The organism is Arthrobacter gandavensis (assembly GCF_015355785.1).
GTDB lineage: Bacteria > Actinomycetota > Actinomycetes > Actinomycetales > Micrococcaceae > Arthrobacter_B > Arthrobacter_B gandavensis_A.
The window spans coordinates 602,635-621,842 of the sequence record NZ_JADKYW010000003.1 but is presented as its reverse complement, the minus strand read 5'-3'; the positions used below and the strand labels follow the sequence as shown (position 1 = coordinate 621,842).

General features: G+C 67.2%; 17 protein-coding genes. 13 read left to right on the top strand and 4 right to left on the bottom strand.

Annotated elements, in window-relative coordinates:
- Positions 1-48: 48 nt before the first annotated feature.
- Entirely contained in the window at positions 49-951 is a 903-nt protein-coding gene (locus tag ITX31_RS04145) for a LysR family transcriptional regulator (RefSeq protein WP_194782178.1), read from the bottom strand.
- A gap of 131 nt (positions 952-1,082) precedes the next feature.
- Here ITX31_RS04145 and ITX31_RS04140 point away from each other — a divergent pair, with 131 nt between their 5' ends.
- Genes ITX31_RS04140 through ITX31_RS04120 form a run of 5 tightly spaced genes read left to right on the top strand, consistent with a single transcriptional unit; the run spans position 1,083 to position 5,887 of the window.
- On the top strand, positions 1,083-2,342 hold the full coding sequence (locus ITX31_RS04140) for an FAD-dependent oxidoreductase (protein ID WP_194782177.1): 1,260 nt from the start codon (positions 1,083-1,085) through the stop codon (positions 2,340-2,342).
- Positions 2,339-3,187: an NAD-dependent epimerase/dehydratase family protein gene (locus ITX31_RS04135; protein WP_194782176.1), complete on the top strand. Its 849-nt coding sequence runs from the start codon at positions 2,339-2,341 to the stop codon at positions 3,185-3,187. Before ITX31_RS04140 ends, ITX31_RS04135 begins: the two co-directional genes overlap by 4 nt.
- Positions 3,188-3,200: 13 nt before the next feature.
- Positions 3,201-3,995: an ABC transporter ATP-binding protein gene (locus ITX31_RS04130; protein WP_194782175.1), complete on the top strand. Its 795-nt coding sequence runs from the start codon at positions 3,201-3,203 to the stop codon at positions 3,993-3,995.
- Positions 3,996-4,877, top strand: a complete 882-nt coding sequence (locus tag ITX31_RS04125) for an ABC transporter permease (RefSeq protein ID WP_194782174.1) — start codon at positions 3,996-3,998, stop codon at positions 4,875-4,877.
- Positions 4,874-5,887 carry an ABC transporter substrate-binding protein gene (locus ITX31_RS04120; protein ID WP_194782173.1) on the top strand — a complete coding sequence of 338 codons (1,014 nt, stop codon included), beginning with the start codon at positions 4,874-4,876 and terminating at the stop codon, positions 5,885-5,887. Before ITX31_RS04125 ends, ITX31_RS04120 begins: the two co-directional genes overlap by 4 nt.
- Positions 5,888-5,937: 50 nt before the next feature.
- Here the strand turns inward: ITX31_RS04120 and ITX31_RS04115 are convergent, their stop codons facing one another.
- Both ITX31_RS04115 and ITX31_RS04110 read right to left on the bottom strand, forming a co-directional pair.
- Positions 5,938-7,419 carry a serine hydrolase domain-containing protein gene (locus ITX31_RS04115; RefSeq protein ID WP_194782172.1) on the bottom strand — a complete coding sequence of 494 codons (1,482 nt, stop codon included), beginning with the start codon at positions 7,417-7,419 and terminating at the stop codon, positions 5,938-5,940.
- Entirely contained in the window at positions 7,412-8,722 is a 1,311-nt protein-coding gene (locus ITX31_RS04110) for a M20/M25/M40 family metallo-hydrolase (RefSeq protein ID WP_194782171.1), read from the bottom strand. The genes ITX31_RS04115 and ITX31_RS04110 overlap by 8 nt, the downstream gene beginning before the upstream one ends.
- A 237-nt stretch (positions 8,723-8,959) precedes the next feature.
- Between ITX31_RS04110 and ITX31_RS04105 the strand changes: the two genes are divergently transcribed.
- From ITX31_RS04105 to ITX31_RS04075, 7 genes are read left to right on the top strand one after another with little or no spacing between them, the layout of a single operon-like run.
- The gene (locus ITX31_RS04105) at positions 8,960-10,801 is read left to right on the top strand and encodes an ABC transporter substrate-binding protein (protein ID WP_194782170.1); all 1,842 of its coding nucleotides are present in this window, start codon (positions 8,960-8,962) and stop codon (positions 10,799-10,801) included.
- Positions 10,802-10,803: 2 nt separating this feature from the next.
- Positions 10,804-11,844 (top strand): ABC transporter permease, encoded by a 1,041-nt coding sequence (locus tag ITX31_RS04100; protein ID WP_323745577.1) that lies wholly within the window; start codon positions 10,804-10,806, stop codon positions 11,842-11,844.
- Complete coding sequence (locus tag ITX31_RS04095; RefSeq protein WP_194782169.1) at positions 11,841-12,740, top strand: ABC transporter permease; 900 nt, start codon at positions 11,841-11,843, stop codon at positions 12,738-12,740. The genes ITX31_RS04100 and ITX31_RS04095 overlap by 4 nt, the downstream gene beginning before the upstream one ends.
- Entirely contained in the window at positions 12,740-14,443 is a 1,704-nt protein-coding gene (locus ITX31_RS04090) for a dipeptide ABC transporter ATP-binding protein (protein WP_194782168.1), read from the top strand. The genes ITX31_RS04095 and ITX31_RS04090 overlap by 1 nt, the downstream gene beginning before the upstream one ends.
- Entirely contained in the window at positions 14,440-15,357 is a 918-nt protein-coding gene (locus ITX31_RS04085) for a S66 peptidase family protein (RefSeq protein ID WP_194782167.1), read from the top strand. The genes ITX31_RS04090 and ITX31_RS04085 overlap by 4 nt, the downstream gene beginning before the upstream one ends.
- Before the next feature lie 12 nt (positions 15,358-15,369).
- Positions 15,370-16,485, top strand: a complete 1,116-nt coding sequence (locus ITX31_RS04080) for a serine hydrolase domain-containing protein (RefSeq protein ID WP_194782166.1) — start codon at positions 15,370-15,372, stop codon at positions 16,483-16,485.
- A 30-nt stretch (positions 16,486-16,515) separates the two neighbouring features.
- Entirely contained in the window at positions 16,516-17,430 is a 915-nt protein-coding gene (locus tag ITX31_RS04075) for a serine hydrolase (protein ID WP_194782165.1), read from the top strand.
- On the opposite strand, the gene ITX31_RS04070 is transcribed toward ITX31_RS04075, so the two are convergent.
- Positions 17,427-18,578 carry a mandelate racemase/muconate lactonizing enzyme family protein gene (locus tag ITX31_RS04070; RefSeq protein WP_194782164.1) on the bottom strand — a complete coding sequence of 384 codons (1,152 nt, stop codon included), beginning with the start codon at positions 18,576-18,578 and terminating at the stop codon, positions 17,427-17,429. The two genes, ITX31_RS04075 and ITX31_RS04070, sit on opposite strands and share 4 nt — an antisense overlap.
- Positions 18,579-18,765: 187 nt before the next feature.
- Here ITX31_RS04070 and ITX31_RS04065 point away from each other — a divergent pair, with 187 nt between their 5' ends.
- Positions 18,766-19,200, top strand: a complete 435-nt coding sequence (locus ITX31_RS04065; protein ID WP_194782163.1) for a hypothetical protein — start codon at positions 18,766-18,768, stop codon at positions 19,198-19,200.
- Positions 19,201-19,208 lie beyond the last annotated feature (8 nt).

Genomic DNA, 19,208 nt, shown 5'->3' with positions numbered 1-19,208 from the left:
GCACGCTGGGGACCGGTTACCTGCGGCCACCCTGAGGGCCCGCATCGGCTAGGCTTTCGCCTCCTCGACGGCAGCCGTGCGAAACAGCGACGCGATCCTGCGCAGCTCCGGTGCGGAGGCGGGCCTCCAGGCAGCCCACGTCTCTACCTGGAGTGGGCGGCCGCTGGCGTCCTTGGCAGCAAGCGGGATCCATTTCCAGCCGGAAAAATTGGTCCGCGCTGAGGCCTCTGTGGTCAACGCGGCGTCCGCCCCGGCTAGGTCAGCAATCAGCACACTGTGATGACTGAACCTGCGGAACACCCAGTGGGTGCGGATGCCTTCGGCTTCGGCAGCACTGCGCAGCTTCACCTCCTGGACACGGATCTCGCCCGCTGCGTGGGCCATCACGGTGAGTCCATCGAGGTCTTCTAGACCCAAAACGGCGCGGGTGTTCAGCGGAGAGCTGGGGCGCACAGCGGCGCCGAGCGGCTGAATGAACAAATGCTGGTGATTGATGCCGTCGGCGGGCATGGTATGCAGCAGCGCCAGGTCAATGTCACCGGACCGCAGCAACCGGGCCTGCTCGTCGCTGCTGCCCTCATAGAGCGAAAAGTGTACGTCCAGTCCAGCCGATGAGACAGCCCGAACAGCCCGCTGGAACCAGTCATGCGGCATGCCAGGCGGAGCCCCCACCCGCACGAGCGAGGATTTGCTGGCCGCGAGCCGCACCAGCTCGGGCGTCCGGTCCACCTGGGCGAGGATGCCGTCAGCGTGCGCTTTGATGGCCAGCCCCAGAGAGGTCGGGGAGACTCCACGGGGCGTTCGCTGAAGCAGCGGTCCACCCAACTCCTTCTCAAGATCTGCGAGCTGCCGGCTCAGCGCCGGCTGCGTCATGTGCAGCTCTACTGCAGCGCCGCTAATGGTCCCCGATTCCACCGTGCGGACAAAATACTTCAGCTGCCTCAATTCCATTCCGGCAGCCTATGCCTAAAAGGCATGGCCAGGCGAACATTTCGGCATTTGATCTATGGCTGTCGGTGACAGAGAGTTCATAGCGGAAGTGGTGACGCAGATCACCACTGGAACTGTAACTAAGGATTTTGATGATTTCCCTTTTCCCTCAAACCGCCTATGACGTTGTTGTGGTGGGCGGAGGAGCGGCCGGCATTGCCGCCGCGGTCAGCGCCGCCCGGGCCGGATCCCGGGTCTGCCTCATAGAGCAATATGGATTTCTGGGCGGCGCGGCGACCAACAGCTCGGTTCTGGCCTATTGCGGTTTTTTCGACCAGACAAAGGAGCAGGTGGTCCGCGGTATCGGGCAGGATTTCCTGGACGAACTGCAGCGCCAGGAGCTGCTGCACTTCGAGACCTCACCGGTTACCGGAAATACGATCGTTGTCCTTGACCTGGAGACCACGAAGACAGTCCTGGACAACCTCGTCCGGGAGGCCGGAGTGACCCTGCTGCTTCACAGCACGCTCATCAGCGCCCAAACCGAAGCCGGAACGATTACCTCCGTGGACTTGGCGCACCGCGGCGGAATTCTGCGGGTCGAAGGTGCGGCCTTTGTGGACTGCAGCGGAGACGGGGCACTGCTTGCAGCTGCCGGCGGACAGTTCCAGCTGTCCCCGGCCGAACGCCGGCAGGCCAGCACTCTGGTGATGCGGGTTGGGGGTGTCCGGGAAGACGCTGACCTGTCTACCGACGCCATGGACGCGGCCTTCGCCGCATACGGCCGCTCCACAGGGCAGGTCCTTCCTCGCAGCAACAGCACCTGCGTCCGGATGCCGCGATCCAGAGAGCTTATGCTGCTGCTTCCGGACGAGCATATTGACGTCCTGGACGTGTATCACCTGTCCCAGGCGGAACAGAATGCCAGGGCCAAGGCCCGGCATTACCTGGAGGCACTCAAGGCGGGAATGGAGGGTTGGGAGCAGGCTTTCCTGGCCTCCACCGGACCGCAGATCGGGATTCGGGAGGCACGAAGGATGCTCGGCCGGGAAAGCGTCAGCGCAGAGGATGTCCTGACCGCCCGGCGCCGGCCGGAAGACGGCATTGCCCGCTGTGGCTGGCCCATGGAGGACCACGCCACCCCAGGTTCCACGACGTACAGCGGGATCAAGGGACGTAAGTGGTACGACATTCCTTACGGTGCGGTGACCAGCGCCAATCTTGGCAACCTCTGGGGCGCCGGCCGGCTCACCAGCAGCGACAGCCGCTCCTTCGCCTCCCTCAGGGTGATGGGAACCTCTTTCGCCACCGGCCACGCCGCCGGGCTGGCCGCCTTCCTGCACGCTTCTGCCGGCAGCGTTGACGTTGCCAAGCTCCGCGGGCTGCTTCTGGACCAGGGGGCACTGCTGTGACGGCGGCGCAGGTCTCCCGGCGGCGCATCGCGGTGACCGGTGCTGCGGGCAGCCTGGCCCGGGACATCATCCCGCGCCTGGTGTCCGCCGGGTACACCGTTTCCTGCGTGGACCGGGTGGCCCCCGAAGATGGGTTTGGGCAGGAATGGACTCTGACGGAAGTGGCCGAAACAGAGGTTTTGGTCGAGTCGTTCAGAGGGTGTGACGCCGTCATCCACCTTGCCGGCATACCGCTCGAGGATGACTGGGACCGGCTCCTTGCCGCCAACATCGACGGGACGCACTCGGTCTTGGAGGCCGCCCGGCAGGCCGGGGTTCCAAAAGCCGTGCTGGCCAGTTCGATCCATGCCGCGGGATTCACCGCCGTGCCTGCGCACGGGGAGCTGATCCCCGATACGACGCCGGTCCGTCCCAACACGTTGTACGGCGTCTCGAAAGCGGCTCTTGAGGCGTTGGGAAGCTACTATGCGGATCGACACGGTATGGACGTGCTGTGTTTGCGGATTGCTTCCCGCTTTGACCAACCGCGGGATGTACGAATGCTCAGCACCTGGCTCTCACCGGATGATGCCGCGCGTCTGTGCATCGCTGCGCTGGCTGATCCAGGGCATGGTTTCCGCATCCTCTGGGGAGTTTCGGCAAATACCCGAAGCTATCTCTCCCCTGACGGCGGCGCAGCAATCGGCTACTTCCCACAGGACAATGCCGAAAACTACGCGCAGGAATTCACTGAACCCGACACCCCGGAGGCAGCGTCCGAAACCGAGTGGGACCGCTCCTACATCGGCGGCGTTTTCTGCTCCCCGAACCCACCCCGCCACCTGGCGCCCCAAACCTCACGATGACGAGGAAATTTACATGACACAAGCTCCGCCCACCGCCCGGTACGCATTCGAAGTCGAATCCGTGCACAAGGTGTTCGCCGGGTCGCAGAAAGTCTTCGCGCTCGACGACATCAACCTCAAACTGACCGAGGGATCCTTTACCTGCATTGTGGGTCCGTCCGGCTGCGGGAAGTCCACGCTTCTGCGGATCCTCGGTGAACTGGAGACAGCGACGTCGGGAACAGTCACCAGGAACCTCTCGGCTGAAGGCATTCCCGAATCTGCCTTCGTATTCCAGGAACACGGCGTTTTTCCCTGGTTCAATGTCCTCCAGAACGTTGCGTTCGGCGAGCATATGGCCGGCGTCGGCAAGCGCGAACGAATGGAACACGCACGCCACTGGATTGCAGAAGCAGGGCTGACCGGATTTGAAGAAAGCTACCCCCACCAGCTCTCCGGCGGCATGCGTCAGCGCATCGCCATCGCCCGCGCATTCGCTACCGGGTCCCCGGCGCTGCTGATGGACGAACCATTGGGAGCCCTGGATGCCCAGACCCGGATGCTCATGCAGGAGCAGCTCGTTCGGCTGTGGGAGCTGGAGCGGAAGACCGTCGTCCTAGTGACCCATTCAATCGAAGAGGCGCTTCTGCTCGGCGACCAGATTGTCATGATGTCTGCGCGTCCCGGGCGAATCAAGGAGATCATCGACGTGCCGTTTGGCCGCCCGCGCAGCATGGAAATTGAAGGCACACCGGAATTCGCCGCCATGAAGCAGGGGATCTGGGATTCCCTGCGCGACGAAGTACAAGCATCCCTGAGGTACTCATAAATGACACACGCAACCGCTGCCGCACCCGCCCCCGCGCACGCCGGCGGCAAGGGACCTGAACTCGAACGTGCCATCGGACGGGAGTACCGGCGTACCGTGCGTCTGCGCTACCGTGATCTCCTGCTGTCAGTTCTCACTCCCTTGCTGCTCCTGGGACTCTGGGAAGCCGCGGCACGATCCGGGGCACTGGATGCGCGGCTTTTCACCCCGCCAACGGAAATCGCCCAGCAGGCAGGAGCCATGGCGCTGAGCGGAGAGCTGTGGCAGCACACATCAGCTACCGTGGCCCGCCTGCTCACCGGATTCGTGGCAGGCGCTGCCGCCGGCATCCTGGCAGGACTGCTCATGGGCGTCTGGCGCCCCGTACGGGCGGCGCTCGGCCCCACATTCACTGCCCTGTACGCGCTGCCCAAGATCGCGATCCTGCCGCTGCTGCTGCTGATCTTCGGCCTCACTGAGACACCCAAGGTGCTCTCCGTTGCCATCTCGGTCTTTTTCGTCATGCAGATCAACACCCTGGCGGGCATCGTGCAGATTGACGGGCGGGTCCTGGAAGCGGCACGCGCTTACAAGGCCGGCGGCCTGAAACTCTTCCGGTACGTGCTGCTGCCCGGCGCCACCCCCGCCATCATGACCGGGCTGCGCGTTGCGGCGGGCATGTCCGTCATCGTGATCACCGCCGTCGAATTCGTAGCTTCGAACAACGGCCTGGGATACCTCATCTGGAACTCGTGGCAGCTGTTCCAGCCCAGCAAGATGTTCGTCGGCCTGATCGTGGTGTCACTCGTTGGCGCAACCGTCACCGCTCTCATCATTTTGCTTGAACGGGCAGTCCTGCCCTGGAAGTACTCAACCGGATCCAAGAAGAAAGACAGGAAATGAAAAAGCACATGAAGGTCCTGGCAGCGACGGTGCTGGCAGGCTTGGCCCTTTCCGCCTGCGGTTCAAACACGTCCGCATCCGCCGAGGGAGACGGGCAGGAGTCCGCGACCGTGAAGGTCGGCATTGTCCAACTCCCAATCTTCGCGCCAATCTACGTTGCGGAGGCGAAGGGATACTTCGAGGAGGCGGGGCTCGAGGTCCAGCTGGAAACCGTGAAGTCCGGCCAGGACGCGGTTCCGCTGGCATCCAGCGGCAAGCTCGACGTCGTTGCGGCCGGATTCTCTGCCGGCATGTTCAGCGCCATCGAGACGGGGCTGGACATCAAGGTTGTGGCTTCGATGGGAGTCAGCGACGGGAACACGGAAGAGAGCCCGACGGACCTGGTGGTCTCCTCCGCAGCGGTGGACTCTGGTGAGATTGAGAGCATCGCCGACCTCAAGGGCAAGAAGATCGGGGCCGCAGGCGGTGCGGGTGGCACCGGAGCGTTTCTGCTCAGCCTCGCCCTGGAAGAAGCCGGGCTGGGAATCAACGACGTCGACGTTGTGAACCTGGGCAACCCCGACATGCCGACGGCCCTGGCAAACGGAAGCCTGGACGCCGGTCTGATCTCCGCACCGTTCTCCACCCTCGCGATCGAGGACGGCACCGGGGTTTCCATGGCCGTACCGCCGGCCGGTACCTCCGGCACCGGTATGATTTTCGGCGGCCAGTTCGCCGGCAGCGACAACGCCCAGAAATTCTTCGACGCCGTCGCGAAGGCAGCGCAGGACCTGCAGGGCGAAGAGCGCTATTCGGACGAGAACCTGCAGATCATCGCCGAGGCAACCGGACAGACTGTGGAGGAACTGAAGTCTGTTCCTCTCTACACCTGGCTGCCGAACCTGGAACCGCTGCCCGAACAACTCAAGGGCATGGAAGCCGTGTGGATGGAGTCCGGCGCCATTGAGTACGCGGAGAGCATCGACCAGGATGCCTACATCGACGCGTCCTTCGCGGAGAACACGCCGTAATTGCGTCATGGACGGCGGTACCCCGGGTTCCGGGGTGCCGCCGTCCGGCGTTAAGCGCCGTCCGCCGCAGTGATTTCCAGCTTCTGCACCAGCGGCGGTTCCACCGGGGTCAGCTGTGCCAGGCAGGCCAGATCCGCATGTTCGCCGGGCACGATCCAGCGGATTTCAGCCGGAGCATCACCGCCGTCAGGACGGACTTCATCCGGACGCAGCGGACCTGCCGCAGCGCGCAGCCGCAGCCATTCCGCCCTTCGTTCCCCCCAGGGCTGGTCCTGGTCCATGGTGGGGGAGAACCGGGCACGCAGGTCCCGCTCGGCAGCCTGCGTGGGGTCCGAAAGCCAGGCGCCCAGTGCGGTGCGCACCTCCTGCAGCTCCGGCCAGGTCTCGGCGTCGCACTGCTCCTCCGCCACCGCAAGGACCGGTGGGCCCGCGGGGCAGGCCGGGGAAAGCCCAACGGCGGTCTCCAGCGCCTGCGTGACAGCCTCCCCAACGCGGGAGTAGGTGGCGTTCTCCAGGCCCAGCGCCACGGTGCCGGACGCGGGATGCCAGCGCATCTGCGAACTGAACCCGGGATAGCCGCCCGAGTGGAAAACAATGCGCCCGGCCGCCGGATGCTCCAGGACGTTGAGGCCGAACCCGTAGCCGCGGCGGGTTCCGGGCGGATCCTGGGGGCGCAGCGGCATTGGCTGCTGGATCTGCTGCATTTCGGCCCGCTCCGCCACATCCAGCGGCCCCCCGGAGAGCGTTCCTGCAGCGGATGGATCCGCCGAAGCAGCGCCGGCGGCCAGCCACTGTGCCCAGTGACGCAGGTCTTGGAGGGTGGAGAAAAGCCCGCCGATCGGCGAAAACCCGCCGGGGCCGGAGAAGGGCAGCGGCTGCCAGCCGTCCGGCGCCCGCCGGTAGCCGCGCACCACGGGAACCGTCAGCTCCTCGGCGGTGAACGCCGTATCGGACAGTCCGAGCGGCCGCAGCAGGCTGCCGGTAACCAGGTCGCGGTAAGTCGTTCCGGACGCCCGTTCCAGGATGCGGCCCAGCAGCGCGTAGCCCAGGTTCGAGTAGCGGAAGCGGGCACCGGGTGCTGAAGCGAGCCGGACACCGGCAGCCATCATCAGTTCGAACTCTTCCAGCGGCATCGATTCCTGCCGGTCGGCCCAGGGATCGTCCTCGGGCAGGCCGGAGGACATGGTCAGCAGCTGCCGGACTGTGACCGGTTCCGCGGCGAAGGCTCCGGTGAACCTGAGTTCCGGCAGCCACTCGCGGATGTCCGTGTCCAGGTCCAGTCCGCCGGCTCGGCGTACCACCAGCGCGGCCGCGGCGGTGAAGGACTTGGTGCAGGATGCGATGCGGAACGCCGTCCGTTCCGACGGCGGGTGCCCCGCCTCGTCCACGGCGCCGCACAGGGCGCGGGCCGGCGGATGTCCGGGGCGGGTCACCTCAGCCGCGAGCGCCGGAGCGCTGCCGTGCTCGAAACGTGCCTGGAAGAGGGCCTCCAGCTGTGCCCGGGGCCACGGGCAGCCCGCCGCCTCAGACATGGGTAAGGAAATCCTGCAGCACCAGCTGTCCGCCCCGAACCGAGGCAACGGGTACCCGTTCGTCCACTCCGTGCACTCCCTCCGGTTCGCGTCCTTCAGGGTCTGCGGTGAGGGGGGCAAAGCCGTAGCACTGGATGCCCAGCCGGGAAAACGCCTTCGCGTCGGTGCCGCCGCCCATGCACATGGGCACCACCACAGCTTCGGGATCATGCCGTACCAGGGCCTGCCGCATGGCATCGAACCAGGGGGAATCCTCAGGGGACTGCAGCGGACTTTCCCGGGCCAGGAAAGACAGGCTGACGTCCGGACCCAGCAGCTCCTGCACGGTGGCCAGAGTGTCCTCCTCCGTCCCGGGCAGGCAGCGGATGTCGACGTCGGCTTCCGCCATGCCGGGGATGACGTTTGTTTTGTAGCCGGCCCGCAGGACCGTGGGCGTTGCCGAGCAGCGTACAGTCACCCGAGCTACCCGTCCCGCCTCGCCCATGGCATCGATGGCAGCCTCCACACCCGCTTCGGTGCTGAGGTCCGCGCTGAAACCAAGCGCCGTCGTCGTCTGTTCAATGTAGGAGCGGACCACGGGCACCAGCACCTGCGGCCACCGGTGGTTGCCTAGCCGGTCAAGGGCGGAGATCAGGTTCTTGACCGCATTTACCGGTACAGGCCGGGATCCGTGACCTGAGATGCCGTCCGCGCGGACCCGGATGTGCATGGTGCCGCGCTCGCCGGCACCCACGGGGTAGAGACGCACGGTGCGTCCGTCGGCGCCGCTGAGCAGCGTGGCCGTGCCGCCGGATTCACCGATGGCAGCCTCAACCCCGGCAAACAGTTCGGGGTGTTCGGTGGCCAGCCAGTCGGCGCCGTAGGCTCCCTTGTCCTCTTCATCCGCAACGAAGGCAACGACGATGTCCCGCGCCGGCTGCTGGCCAGAGTCCGCCCAGTTCAGCAGCGTGGCTAGGGTCATGGCGGCCATATCCTTCATGTCGGCGGCACCGCGCCCATAGATCCAGCCGTCCCGGATGAGCCCCTCGAAGGGCGGCATGCTCCACTGTTCCGGTTCGGCAGGCACAACGTCCAGATGCGCGTGCACCAGCAGCGCCGGCAGAGAGCGGTCCGTCCCGGGCACCCGCACCACCACGGACTGCCGGTTTTCCTCCGGGCCCAGGACCACCGGCTCCAGGCCCGCGGCGGATAACCGGGCCGCTACCCAGAGGGCGGCCTCCCGCTCTCCGTTACTTTTGCCCTCACCGTAGTTGGAGGTATCAAAGCGAATCAGTTCTGCGCAGAGTTCTGCCGGATCGTGCATGCGGGGGCCCCTTAGGTTTTTACAAGACAGTAACCAAAATAGATGAAAAATCTGTTGATTTGGGACCCTTCAGTTATTAGTGTTCAGACAGCGATTTATACGCGATCGAATTTTATGCCGGAACTCAACCTGGCTATCGCGCCATGCCCAAGAAACGGGACCGTGGATAAAGAATCCATTTGTTTGCATATTTCCACTGGAAAATAAGTCCAGTCCGTTACGGAGGAAAACAGAAAAGTGACGCCGAATATCCCGCACCCGCCGAGGCTCCGGTTCCGATCCTCCACCGCTGCCGCCGCCCTGGGCCTGGCCGCGGCGCTGGCCCTTCCCGCAGCAGCGGCGGCGCCCGCAGCGGCCGCGGAAGACAACGCCCCGGCCCTGAAGCTCGCGCTCACCGGTGACATTGACACCCTGAACCCCTTCATCTCCATCCTCGCCACCACCTCGAACGTGCTGCGCCTGCAGTACGAGCCGCTCGTTGCCTACGGCGCGGAAGCGAACGAGGAAATCCCGGGGATGGCCGAAAGCTGGGAGACCTCCGAGGACGGAACCGTCTGGACCTTCACCCTGCCGGAAGGCACCAAGTGGTCCGACGGCGAGCCCATCACCGCCGAAGACGCCGAGTGGACCTACAACGCCATCCTGGACAATGACGACCTGAAGCAGGCCAACGGGTCACTGCTCAGCAGTGTGGAATCGGTCGAAGCCGAGGACGAGACCACCCTGGTGATTACCCTGAGCGAGGCGCAGGCCGTCAACCCCGGCACCGAACTGCCGATCGTGCCCGAGCACGTCTGGGCTGACCTGGAGGATCCGGCCGGCTACGGCAATGACAAGGACACCGTGGGTTCCGGCCCGTTCGTGGTGGACAGCTATGACAAGGCCGCCGGCGTGACCATGTCCGCCAACCCGAACTACTGGCGCGGCGCGGCCAAGATCTCCGGCGTCACCTGGGTTCCGTACAAGAACTCCGACGCCGCCGTGCAGGCACTGCGCACCGGGGAAATCGACATTGTCAGCGGCCTCACGCCCGCCCAGTTCCAGGCCCTGGAGAACGAACCCAACATCACCACCAACGCCGGCACCGGCCGCCGCTACCAGGCGATTGGCATCAACCCCGGCGCCCAGACCGCAGACGGCACGCCCATGGGGGACGGAAACCCTGCCCTGCAGGACCTCGCCGTCCGCCAGGCCGTAGCCATGGCCATCGACAGCGACACGCTCCTGGCAAAGGTCCTGCAGGGCCTGGGCGACAAGGCCACGGGTGAGATTCCCATGACCTACCCCCTCTACCACTGGGACACCGATGAGCTGCCCCTGGCCTACAACCCGGACGCCGCCAACAAGCTGCTGGATGAGGCCGGCTACGAAATGGGAGCCGACGGCATCCGCCTGGACAAGGAGGGCAAGCCGCTCTCGCTGCGCCTGATGGGCCGCAACTCGGACCCCACGCACCAGCAGATGGCGGACTACGTCAAACCCTGGCTCCGGGAAATCGGCATTGACACCTCCGTGGAAATGAAGGCTGCCGCCCAGGTCAACGATGACTCCACGGTTGGCAACTATGACCTCTACTTCACGGGCTGGGGAATCGGACCGGATCCGGACTACCAGCTCTCCATCAACCAGTGCAGCTCGCGCCCGAACGCAGACGGCACCGGCGCGACGTCGGAGAACAACTACTGCGACCCGGCCTTCGATGAGCTGTTCAAGGCCCAGCACGCTGAACTGGACCAGGAAAAGCGCAGCGAGCTGGTCATGCAGGCACAGGACATGATCTACAACGCGGCAGTGAACAAGGTTCTCTACTACGCCAACAGCCTGGAGGCCTACCGCTCGGACCGCTGGGAGCCGTTTGTCACCCAGCCGGCCGAAGGCGGCGTGATCACCAGCCAGAACGGCCCGTGGAGCTACTACGAGGCCACCCCGGTTGGGGAACTTTCCGACGCCGGTGCGGTCGCGGACTCGAACAGCAACACCGGCCTGGTTATCGGCGTCGCCGGTGCCGTGCTGGTGGCGGGCCTGGTGGCCTTCCTGCTGATCCGCCGCCGCTCCGCCACTGCAGACGACCGCGAGTAGCTGTGGCGGAAGCACTCAGCGAACAGGACCTTGCCCCCGCCCGGCAGGACACCGATGCGCCGCGCCGGAACTCCTCCTGGCTGCACTACGCCGGTGTCAAGGCGGGCGGGGCGGCCGTCTCGCTGGTCATGGTGGTGGTCCTGGGGTTCTTCGCGTTCCGGATCCTCCCCGGAGATCCGGTGCGTTCCCTCGCAGACGGCCGGCAGGTCACTGCGGAGCAGATGGACATCCTGCGCCGGGAGTACGGGCTGGACCAGCCCCTGATCGGCCAGTTCTGGCGATACCTCACGGACCTGTTCCAGGGAAAGCTGGGGGAGTCCTACACCTACAACCGGCCGGTCCTGGAACTGATCGGTGAACGGCTGGGCCCCACCCTGCTGCTCACCGGCACCGCGGCCCTGATTTCAGTGGTGCTCGGCCTCTGGCTGGGCCAGAAGGCGGCATGGCGCCGCGGCAGCATGTTTGACAAGACGCAAACCGGGCTGGCGCTGATCTTCTGGTCGGTGCCGACGTTCTGGCTGGGCCTGCTGCTGCTCCTGCTGTTCGCCGGGACCCTGCACTGGTTCCCCACCGGAGGCATGGTCACCGCCGGCAGCAGTGCCGGCGGGCTCGAACGCGTCCTGGACATTGCCCATCACATGGTGCTGCCGGTGCTGACCATGGTGGCCGTGGTGTATGCCCAGTACCTGATGGTCATGCGGGCCTCGCTGCTGGAAGAGATGACCTCCGACTACCTGACCACCGCGCGGGCCAAGGGGCTGCGGGATGACGAGGTACGGCGCCGGCACGCGGTGCCCAACGCGCTGCTGCCCGCCGTCACGCTGATCTTCCTGACCCTGGGCGGGCTGATCGGCGGCGCGGTGACCGTTGAAACGGTGTTCTCCTGGCCGGGACTTGGCTACCTCACCTTCCAGGCCCTGTCCGCACCGGACTTCCCGCTCCTGCAGGGGACGTTCGTGGTCTTTTCCTCGATCGTGATTCTGATGAACTTCGCCGCGGACCTGCTCTACCGTGTGCTCGATCCCCGATTGAGGGCCTCATGAACGCAACACAAACCGCCGCAAGCGCGGCCTGGGGGCGGCGGCGCGCCGCTGCCGCCGAGGGCTGGCGGCAGTTCCGCAGCAACAAAGCCGGGCTTGCCGGGCTGATCATCCTGCTCATCGTGGTGGCGCTGGCGCTGCTGGCGCCGGTGCTGGCTCCTGCGGCGACGCTGGACGTCACCCGGCTTCAATCCCTGCAGAACGAACCGCCGTCGCTGGCCAACCCGCTGGGCACCGACCCGTCCGGGCGCAGCGTGCTGGCCATGCTGCTGTGGGGCTCCCGGGTCTCCCTGCTGGTCGGCTTCGCCGCGACGGCGGTGTCCATGGTGATCGGCACCGTGATGGGCATGGCCGCAGGGCATTTTTCCGGAGCCACGCAGGCCGTGCTGATGCGCATCATCGACTTCTTCCTGGTGGTGCCCTCGCTGGTCCTGGCCATTGTGCTCTCCAGCATCCTGGGCGCCGGAGTGGTGACCATCGTCGCGGCCATCGGCATCACCTCCTGGGCCTCGACTGCCCGGCTGGTCCGGGCGCAGACCCTGACCATTGAGTCCCGGCCGTACATTGACCGGTCCTGGGCCCTCGGCGCCGGGGACGGGCACATTATCGGCCGGCACGTGCTGCCGGCCGTGATGCCGCTGGTGCTGGCCAACACCACCCTGACGGTCGGCTCCGCTATCATCGCGGAGTCCACGCTCAGCTTCCTGGGCCTGGGGGACTCCAGCAGCATCTCCTGGGGCTCCATGCTCAAGTCCGCCCTGGACACCGGTGCCGCCACAGCCGGGTTCTGGTGGTTCGTGCTCCCGCCCGGCGTGGCGATCGTCGTCGTCGTGCTCTGCTTTACCCTGGTGGGCCGTGCGCTGGAAACCGTTGTCAATCCCACCCTGCGAGGACGCTAATGCCCCGGCTGGCTTTTGAAGATATCCGTGTCACCTACACGATCCGCAGCGAGGACGGTCCCAAGGACCTGGTGGCCGTCGACGGCGTGTCCCTGGTTCTTGAGCCCGGGTCCACCCTGGGCCTGGCCGGTGAATCCGGCTGCGGCAAATCCACGCTGGCCATGTCCGTGCTGCGCCTGCTGCCGACCAACGCCCGGGTGGAAGGACGGATCCTGCTGGGCGACGAGAACGTTTCCGACCTCAGCTGGGGCCGGCTCCGGGCGGTGCGCTGGACCTCCGCCGCCGTCGTGTTTCAGGGCGCCATGCACTCCCTGAACCCCGTGCAGCGCATCGGGGACCAGATCGAGGAGGCCCTGCGTATCCATGCCCGCGAACTGGATCCCGCCTACGCCGAGGAGAAGCTACGGCGGGCCCGGGTCACCGAACTGCTGGGACTGGTGGATCTGCCCCGGGCGAAGGCGCAGTCCTATCCGCACGAGCTTTCCGGCGGGCAGAAGCAGCGCGTCATGATCGCTATGGCGCTGGCCTGCGAGCCGGAGCTGATCATCGCCGACGAGCCCACCACCGCCCTGGATGTGATTGTCCAGGACCAGGTGCTGCAGGTGCTCTCCGGTCTGGTGGCCAGCCGCGGGTTGTCGCTGGTGATGATCAGCCATGACTTGTCAGTGCTCGCGTCCACCTGTGAGCGGATCGTGGTGATGCAGAACGGCCGGATTGTGGAGGAAGGGCCTTCCGCCTCCGTGATGCACGCACCGCAGCATCCGCACACGCAGGCCCTGGCCGCGGCGTTCCCCACCATCGGGGACCCCGCGTCCCGGCTGAGCCTTCCCGGGTACGCCGCGGCGCCGGCGTCCCCGGACCCCGACGCCGCACCCGTCCTCGAGGCGCGGGACGTGTCGGTGAGCTTCGCCGGCCGCGGCGCCGGTACGGTCAACGCGGTCGACGGCGTGAGCCTCGCCTGCCGCCGCGGGGAAATCGTGGCCCTGGTCGGCCAGTCCGGGTCCGGGAAAACCACCCTGGCCCGCACCCTGCTGGGACTGCAGAAACCCACCGGGGGTGAACTGCTCTTTGACGGCAGGCCGCTGCCACACCGGCGGCGGGCGCTGAAGGCCTACCGGCGGGCGGTGCAGTTTGTGCTGCAGGATCCCTCCGCCGCGCTGAACCCGAAGCACACGGTCTATGAGTCGGTGGCCGAGGGGCCGCGGCTGCACAAACTCCCCGGTGACGAGGCGCAGCTGGTCGCCCAGGCATTGGCGAAGGCCGAGCTCAGCCCGCCGGAACGGTTCGGCCCGGCGCTGCCGCAGGAACTGTCCGGCGGCCAGCGGCAGCGGGTGGTGATTGCCGGGGCGCTGGCCCTGGACCCCGAGTTCCTGGTGGCCGATGAGCCGGTGGCCAGCCTGGACGCATCGGTGCGCGCGGAAATCCTCGCGCTCCTGCTGCGGCTGCGCTCCGAGTTCGGGCTGGGAGCCCTGGTGATCACGCACGACCTCGGTCTGGCCTGGAACATCGCGGACCGGGTGGTGGTCATGTACCAGGGGAAGATCGTGGAGGAGGGCCCGGTGGAGAAGGTGCTGCTGGATCCGCAGCACGAATACACCCGCCGGCTGCTCAGCGTGGTTCCCACCGCCGGTGGAGCCGCCGGGGACGGGGCGTCCGTGGACGGCGCCTCCGTGGACGGCGCCTCCGTGGAGGAACCGGCATGAGCGCGCGTCCCGAGTTGGGGCCGCTGCAGCCGGGAGCCCGGGTGGGCCTGGTGGCACCGAGCGGCCCGCCGAAACCGGAGCAGCTGGAGAAGGCCATGGACGTGCTGCGCTCCTGGGACATGGAACCGGTTCCCGGCAAGCACATCCTGGACCGTCACCCGCGGGCCGGCTACCTGGCCGGCACCGATGCGGACCGCGCCGCGGACCTGCAGGACGCCTGGTGCGATGATTCGCTGGACGCGGTGCTGTGCGTCCGGGGAGGCTACGGGGCGGTCCGGCTGCTGGACCTGCTGGACGTGCCCGCGCTCGCGGCAGCCCGGCCCAAGCCGCTGGTAGGTTCCTCGGACATCACTGCGCTGCACGTGTTCTGGGCCGAGGAACTTGGCCTGGCCACCTGGTTCACGCCCATGATCGCCACCGGCGCGTTCCTGGACGATCCGGTAGCAGCCGACGGCGTGCGGCGGGCACTGCTGGAACCGTATGCGGGGCGCGCCTTCACGTCAGCCGCTGCCGAGCCGCTGGTACCCGGCACCGCACACGGCGTCCTGACCGGCGGCAACCTCGCCCTGCTGGCCATGCTCAATGGCGCCAGGAACCGGAAACCGGTGGACAACACCGGGCGGATCGGACTGCTGGAGGACGTCACCGAAGAGCCGTACCGGATCGACGGCATGCTGCAGACGCTGCTGCGTGCCGGCTGGTTCGACGGCCTCACCGGAGTGGCACTGGGATCCTGGTCCGAGTGCGGAGACCTCGCCGACGTCCGGTCCCTCTGCGAGGAGCTGCTGGCACCGCTGGGCATACCGCTGGTATGGGAACTGGGCTTTGGGCACGGACCCGCGGCACACAGCATTCCGCTCGGTGTCCCCGCCACTCTCACTGCCGGTTCGGAGCCGCAGCTGGTGCTGGATTAGCGGGGGAGCGCAGTGGAGCTGACGGTGCGGCTGCAGCAGCTGCTGGAGGACGCCGTGGACCAGCGGCGTGTGCCCTCGGCGGTGTGCGCCGTCGCGCTCGACGGCGAGGCGCTGCCGGTGCTTTCCGCCGGCCTGGCCCTGCGGTACGGTCCCGGAGGAGTGCAGCTTCCGGAAGCCGAACAGGTGCCCGCCGATGCCGGGACCTGGTATGACCTGGCCTCCGTGACGAAGCCGTTTTCCGCCGTCGCACTTCTGGCGCTGGTCCGGGACGGCGTCCTGGACCTGGACGAACCGGTGACCGTGCGGCTGCCGGCCTTCGCCGGTGCGGACGGCTGGCCGGATCCGCGGCGCGAACTCGTGACCCTGCGGCACCTGCTAACCCACACCGCGGGGCTTCCGGCTACCTGGAACGGGTGGCGGAATTCCCTGCCAGACCGCGAGGCCGCGGTGGATTCCCTGCTTTCGGTACCCCTGGACACTAGCCCGGGCGGCGGCTTCAGCTACTCCTGCGTCGGCTACAACACCGCTCTGGCGCTGGCCGAAACCACCACCGGCAGCACCTGGGCCGAGCTGGTGGAGAGGCTCGTCCTGAAGCCCCTGGACCTGGGCGGCGGAGTCACGTTCCGGCCGGATCCGCAGCGGTGTGCCGCCACGGAGTGCGGCACCCCGGACGGCCGGGCACTGGTCCGGGGCGAAGTGCATGATGAATCCGCGCACGCCCTGGGCGGTGCAGCTGCCAATGCCGGGCTGTTCGGCACCGCGGCCGGGGTTCTCCGGTTCGCGGAGGCGCTCCGCGGCGGCCTGCCGGAGGTCCTGCCCGAAGGGCTGGCCGGCGTCCTGTGGGCAGACCAGCTGGACCGGCTGCTGGGCCCGGCCGCCGACGCCGCGCGCAGCGCCGTGGGCTACGGCCAGTCCGTGGGCCTGCGGATCGGGCAGCTGGGCTGGATGGGCGAGGATGCGGCGGAAGCGCGCGGGCACAACGGCTTCACCGGTACCTCCTTCCTGACCGACCGCACCCGCCGGCTGAGTGTGGTCCTGCTGACCAACCGGGTCCATCCCACCCGCGACGGAACGGATGCTGCCGTGCTGCGGAAAACCGTCAGCAACACCGTTTACGCCGCCGCCTGACTCACCACCCCACACCTTCCAGGAGGAACCATGCCCGTTGTATCGGATTACAGTGACGGCACACCCGAGATTGCCTTTTGCCTGCTGCGGCCCGACGGCGGAACGGCCGCCGCCCGCGGAGAGGACACCGCGTTCTATTCGGCTAGCACCATCAAGCTGGCCGTTTTGCTGGCGGTGCTGCAGGCCGTGGACCGCGGCGAGCTGTCGCTGAAAATGCAGCTGGCCGCCCGGAGCACGTTCATGAGCGCGGTGCCCGACGGCGGCGAGTTCGGCTTTCCGGGCGATGAGGCAGATCCCGGCATGCCTGCGGCAGGTACTCCGATGTCCCTGGCCGCCGTGCTGGACCGGATGATCACCGTCTCCTCCAACGCGGCCACGAACATGGCCATTGACCTGGTGGGTTTCGACGCCGTGAACCGCACCCTCGCCGGTGTGGGCGCGGCGTCGTCCTTCATGCAGCGCTACATCGGCGACCTGCCCGCCCTGGCGGCCGGGCTGACCCATCAGGTCACGGCCGCGGACCTGGCCCGGACCATGCATGCCCTGATTACCGGCGAGGCGGTGGGCCCGGAGTCCACCCGGTTCGCACTGGGTCTGCTGGCCCGGCAGGAATTCGCTGATATTGCTGTCGGCCTTGCACGGGGCACCGTCTGGGGCAGCAAGTCCGGCTGGGTGACCGGAATCAGCCACGATGTGGCGTTTTTCGCTCCCGCCGGCACGTCGATGGAGGGTCCGCTGGAAGGTGCATGGGTGCTCGCCGTCTGCACGCGGGGGTATGAGGCGGAGGCCGGTCAGGAAGTGGTGGCCGCCGTTGCGGGGCTGGCGGCGGCGCTTGCCGGTCCCGGGTTGAGTGCTGTGGTTCCGGGCGGTTCGGAGGTGCCGGGTGATTCGGTGGTGCCGGGCGGCTCGGAGGTGCCGGCGACGGCAGCAGCGGCCGCAGACTAAGCCGGGCCGGTACCGATGCCGGCGGCCGCCAAGCCGGGGTGGAGGCCCGTAATGCCCAGTCCGGGAGCCGAAGGCAGGTGCAGCATGGGTCCGTCATAGCGGACCCCGCCGGCCACGGACGGTACCGCGGGCCAGAGGCCGCCGTCGAGATCCTGGCCGCTGCGTCCGGGGAAACGTGTGCCCAGACCGGCGGCCGCAGCCAGTGCGGCGCCCGCTCCGGCGCCCACGGCGCTTTCGAGCATGCAGCCCACCAGCACACCCAGGCCGTGCTGCCGGGCCGCGGCCAGCAGCCGGACGGCCGGGTAGATGCCACCGGCCTTGGCCAGCTTGAGGTTCACCAGCGGAGCCGCGTTGTGCCGGAGGAGCGGTGCGAGGTCGCTTTCATTCTGCACGGACTCGTCGGCCATCACCGGTACGTCGACGGATCTTTCAACCTGAGCCAGTCCGGTCCAGTCGCCGGCCGCTACCGGCTGCTCGGCAAGTTCCAGGCCGACGCCGGCGTCAGCCATCGCGTTCAGGACCCGCACCGCCTCATCCGGTGAATACGCCTGATTAGCGTCGACCCGCAGCTGGACGTCCGGCCCCACTGCGCCGCGGACAGCGGCCAGACCGGCCACCGCATCGAGGTCCGCGCGCAGTTTGACCTTGAGGCAGCTGAACCCTTTGTGTACCCATGCTGCGGCGGCTGCCGCCAACGCGTCCGGCTCTGCTGCCGAGAGGGTCATGTCCGTGAGGACGGCGTCGTCCGGGTTTGCAGCCGCGATCTGTGGGTAGGCGGCTGCCAGGAAGCTGTGGAGGGACAGGCCTGCGGTTACGGCTGCCAGCTCGTGCAGGGCACAGTCGAGACCCATTCGTATTGCCGCAGGTACCGGGGCTGCGGCGATTCGCTGTGCGAGACTGTCCAGCTCGTCTGTGGAGCGGCCGATCACCAGGGGAGCGAGGTCCTGCCGCGCCCTCGCCAGTACCTCGGGGATGCTGACGCCGGTCACCCGGCTTACCGGAGCCTCTCCCCATCCGCTGCGGCCGTCCGCGTCCTGGGGCCGGAACAGCACGGTTTCCAGGACGGAGGAGGTCCGGACCGCGGTGCTGAAGGTGCCGGTCAGCGGGAGGCTGAGGGGGTGGAGGTCCAGTCTGGTGATGAGTCCCATGAATGCTGTCTCGGCTGGCACCAAGGCCTGCTGCGAGTTCCCCCTTCTCCGTTGTGGCTATCAGTCTCGCTGTGCCGGTGGTGAAACGCCAGCAGGAGGTGGGGCGGGTTGCTGCGAGCGTTTCGCGCTGGCCGTGCAAGGCGGCGTGACTGTAGACAGCAGGGCGCGGTTGGGTAGGCTGCCCGCCATGGGGAATACGCAGACGCCCGGTGGGGCGGAGCACTACCGGGTGCAGATCGTTGATGACGGCTCAGGATCCGACGGCGGTGGGGTGCCCGACGCCGGTGCGGTGCCCGACGGTGCAGTGCCCGACGGTGGTGCAGCGCGAGGTGGCGGTACGCCGTCGGCTCCCGTGCCGTTCTGGCGCCGGACCAATCTCGCGCTTGTTGCGGCAGGGGTCCTGGTTGGTGCATTTCTGGCTGTCGGGCTGTGGTGGCTCACGAGCAGCTACCCCATGCCGAAGACGTACTACGACCCAACAGGCACCCAGCAGCTCATTGAGACCTCAAGCCAGATCGCGATGAACCTCTACGGCATTGGAGCGTTTCTGCTGCTGCTCGGGATCATGGGAGCGTTCACATTGCTGGTGGTGCAAAGCGCCCGGTTCCGGCGGCGCCCATAATCCTTCCG

Excerpts from the sequence above, each read along its gene's own strand:
- ITX31_RS04125 (WP_194782174.1), top strand. The coding sequence starts at position 3,996 with ATGACACACGCAACCGCTGCCGCACCCGCCCCCGCGCACGCCGGCGGC.
- ITX31_RS04075 (WP_194782165.1), top strand. The coding sequence starts at position 16,516 with ATGCCCGTTGTATCGGATTACAGTGACGGCACACCCGAGATTGCCTTT.
- ITX31_RS04085 (WP_194782167.1), top strand. The coding sequence starts at position 14,440 with ATGAGCGCGCGTCCCGAGTTGGGGCCGCTGCAGCCGGGAGCCCGGGTG.
- ITX31_RS04140 (WP_194782177.1), top strand. The coding sequence starts at position 1,083 with ATGATTTCCCTTTTCCCTCAAACCGCCTATGACGTTGTTGTGGTGGGC.
- ITX31_RS04130 (WP_194782175.1), top strand. The coding sequence starts at position 3,201 with ATGACACAAGCTCCGCCCACCGCCCGGTACGCATTCGAAGTCGAATCC.
- ITX31_RS04065 (WP_194782163.1), top strand. The coding sequence starts at position 18,766 with ATGGGGAATACGCAGACGCCCGGTGGGGCGGAGCACTACCGGGTGCAG.
- ITX31_RS04095 (WP_194782169.1), top strand. The coding sequence starts at position 11,841 with ATGAACGCAACACAAACCGCCGCAAGCGCGGCCTGGGGGCGGCGGCGC.
- ITX31_RS04115 (WP_194782172.1), bottom strand. The coding sequence starts at position 7,419 with ATGTCTGAGGCGGCGGGCTGCCCGTGGCCCCGGGCACAGCTGGAGGCC.
- ITX31_RS04110 (WP_194782171.1), bottom strand. The coding sequence starts at position 8,722 with ATGCACGATCCGGCAGAACTCTGCGCAGAACTGATTCGCTTTGATACC.
- ITX31_RS04120 (WP_194782173.1), top strand. The coding sequence starts at position 4,874 with ATGAAAAAGCACATGAAGGTCCTGGCAGCGACGGTGCTGGCAGGCTTG.
- ITX31_RS04145 (WP_194782178.1), bottom strand. The coding sequence starts at position 951 with ATGGAATTGAGGCAGCTGAAGTATTTTGTCCGCACGGTGGAATCGGGG.
- ITX31_RS04070 (WP_194782164.1), bottom strand. The coding sequence starts at position 18,578 with ATGGGACTCATCACCAGACTGGACCTCCACCCCCTCAGCCTCCCGCTG.
- ITX31_RS04090 (WP_194782168.1), top strand. The coding sequence starts at position 12,740 with ATGCCCCGGCTGGCTTTTGAAGATATCCGTGTCACCTACACGATCCGC.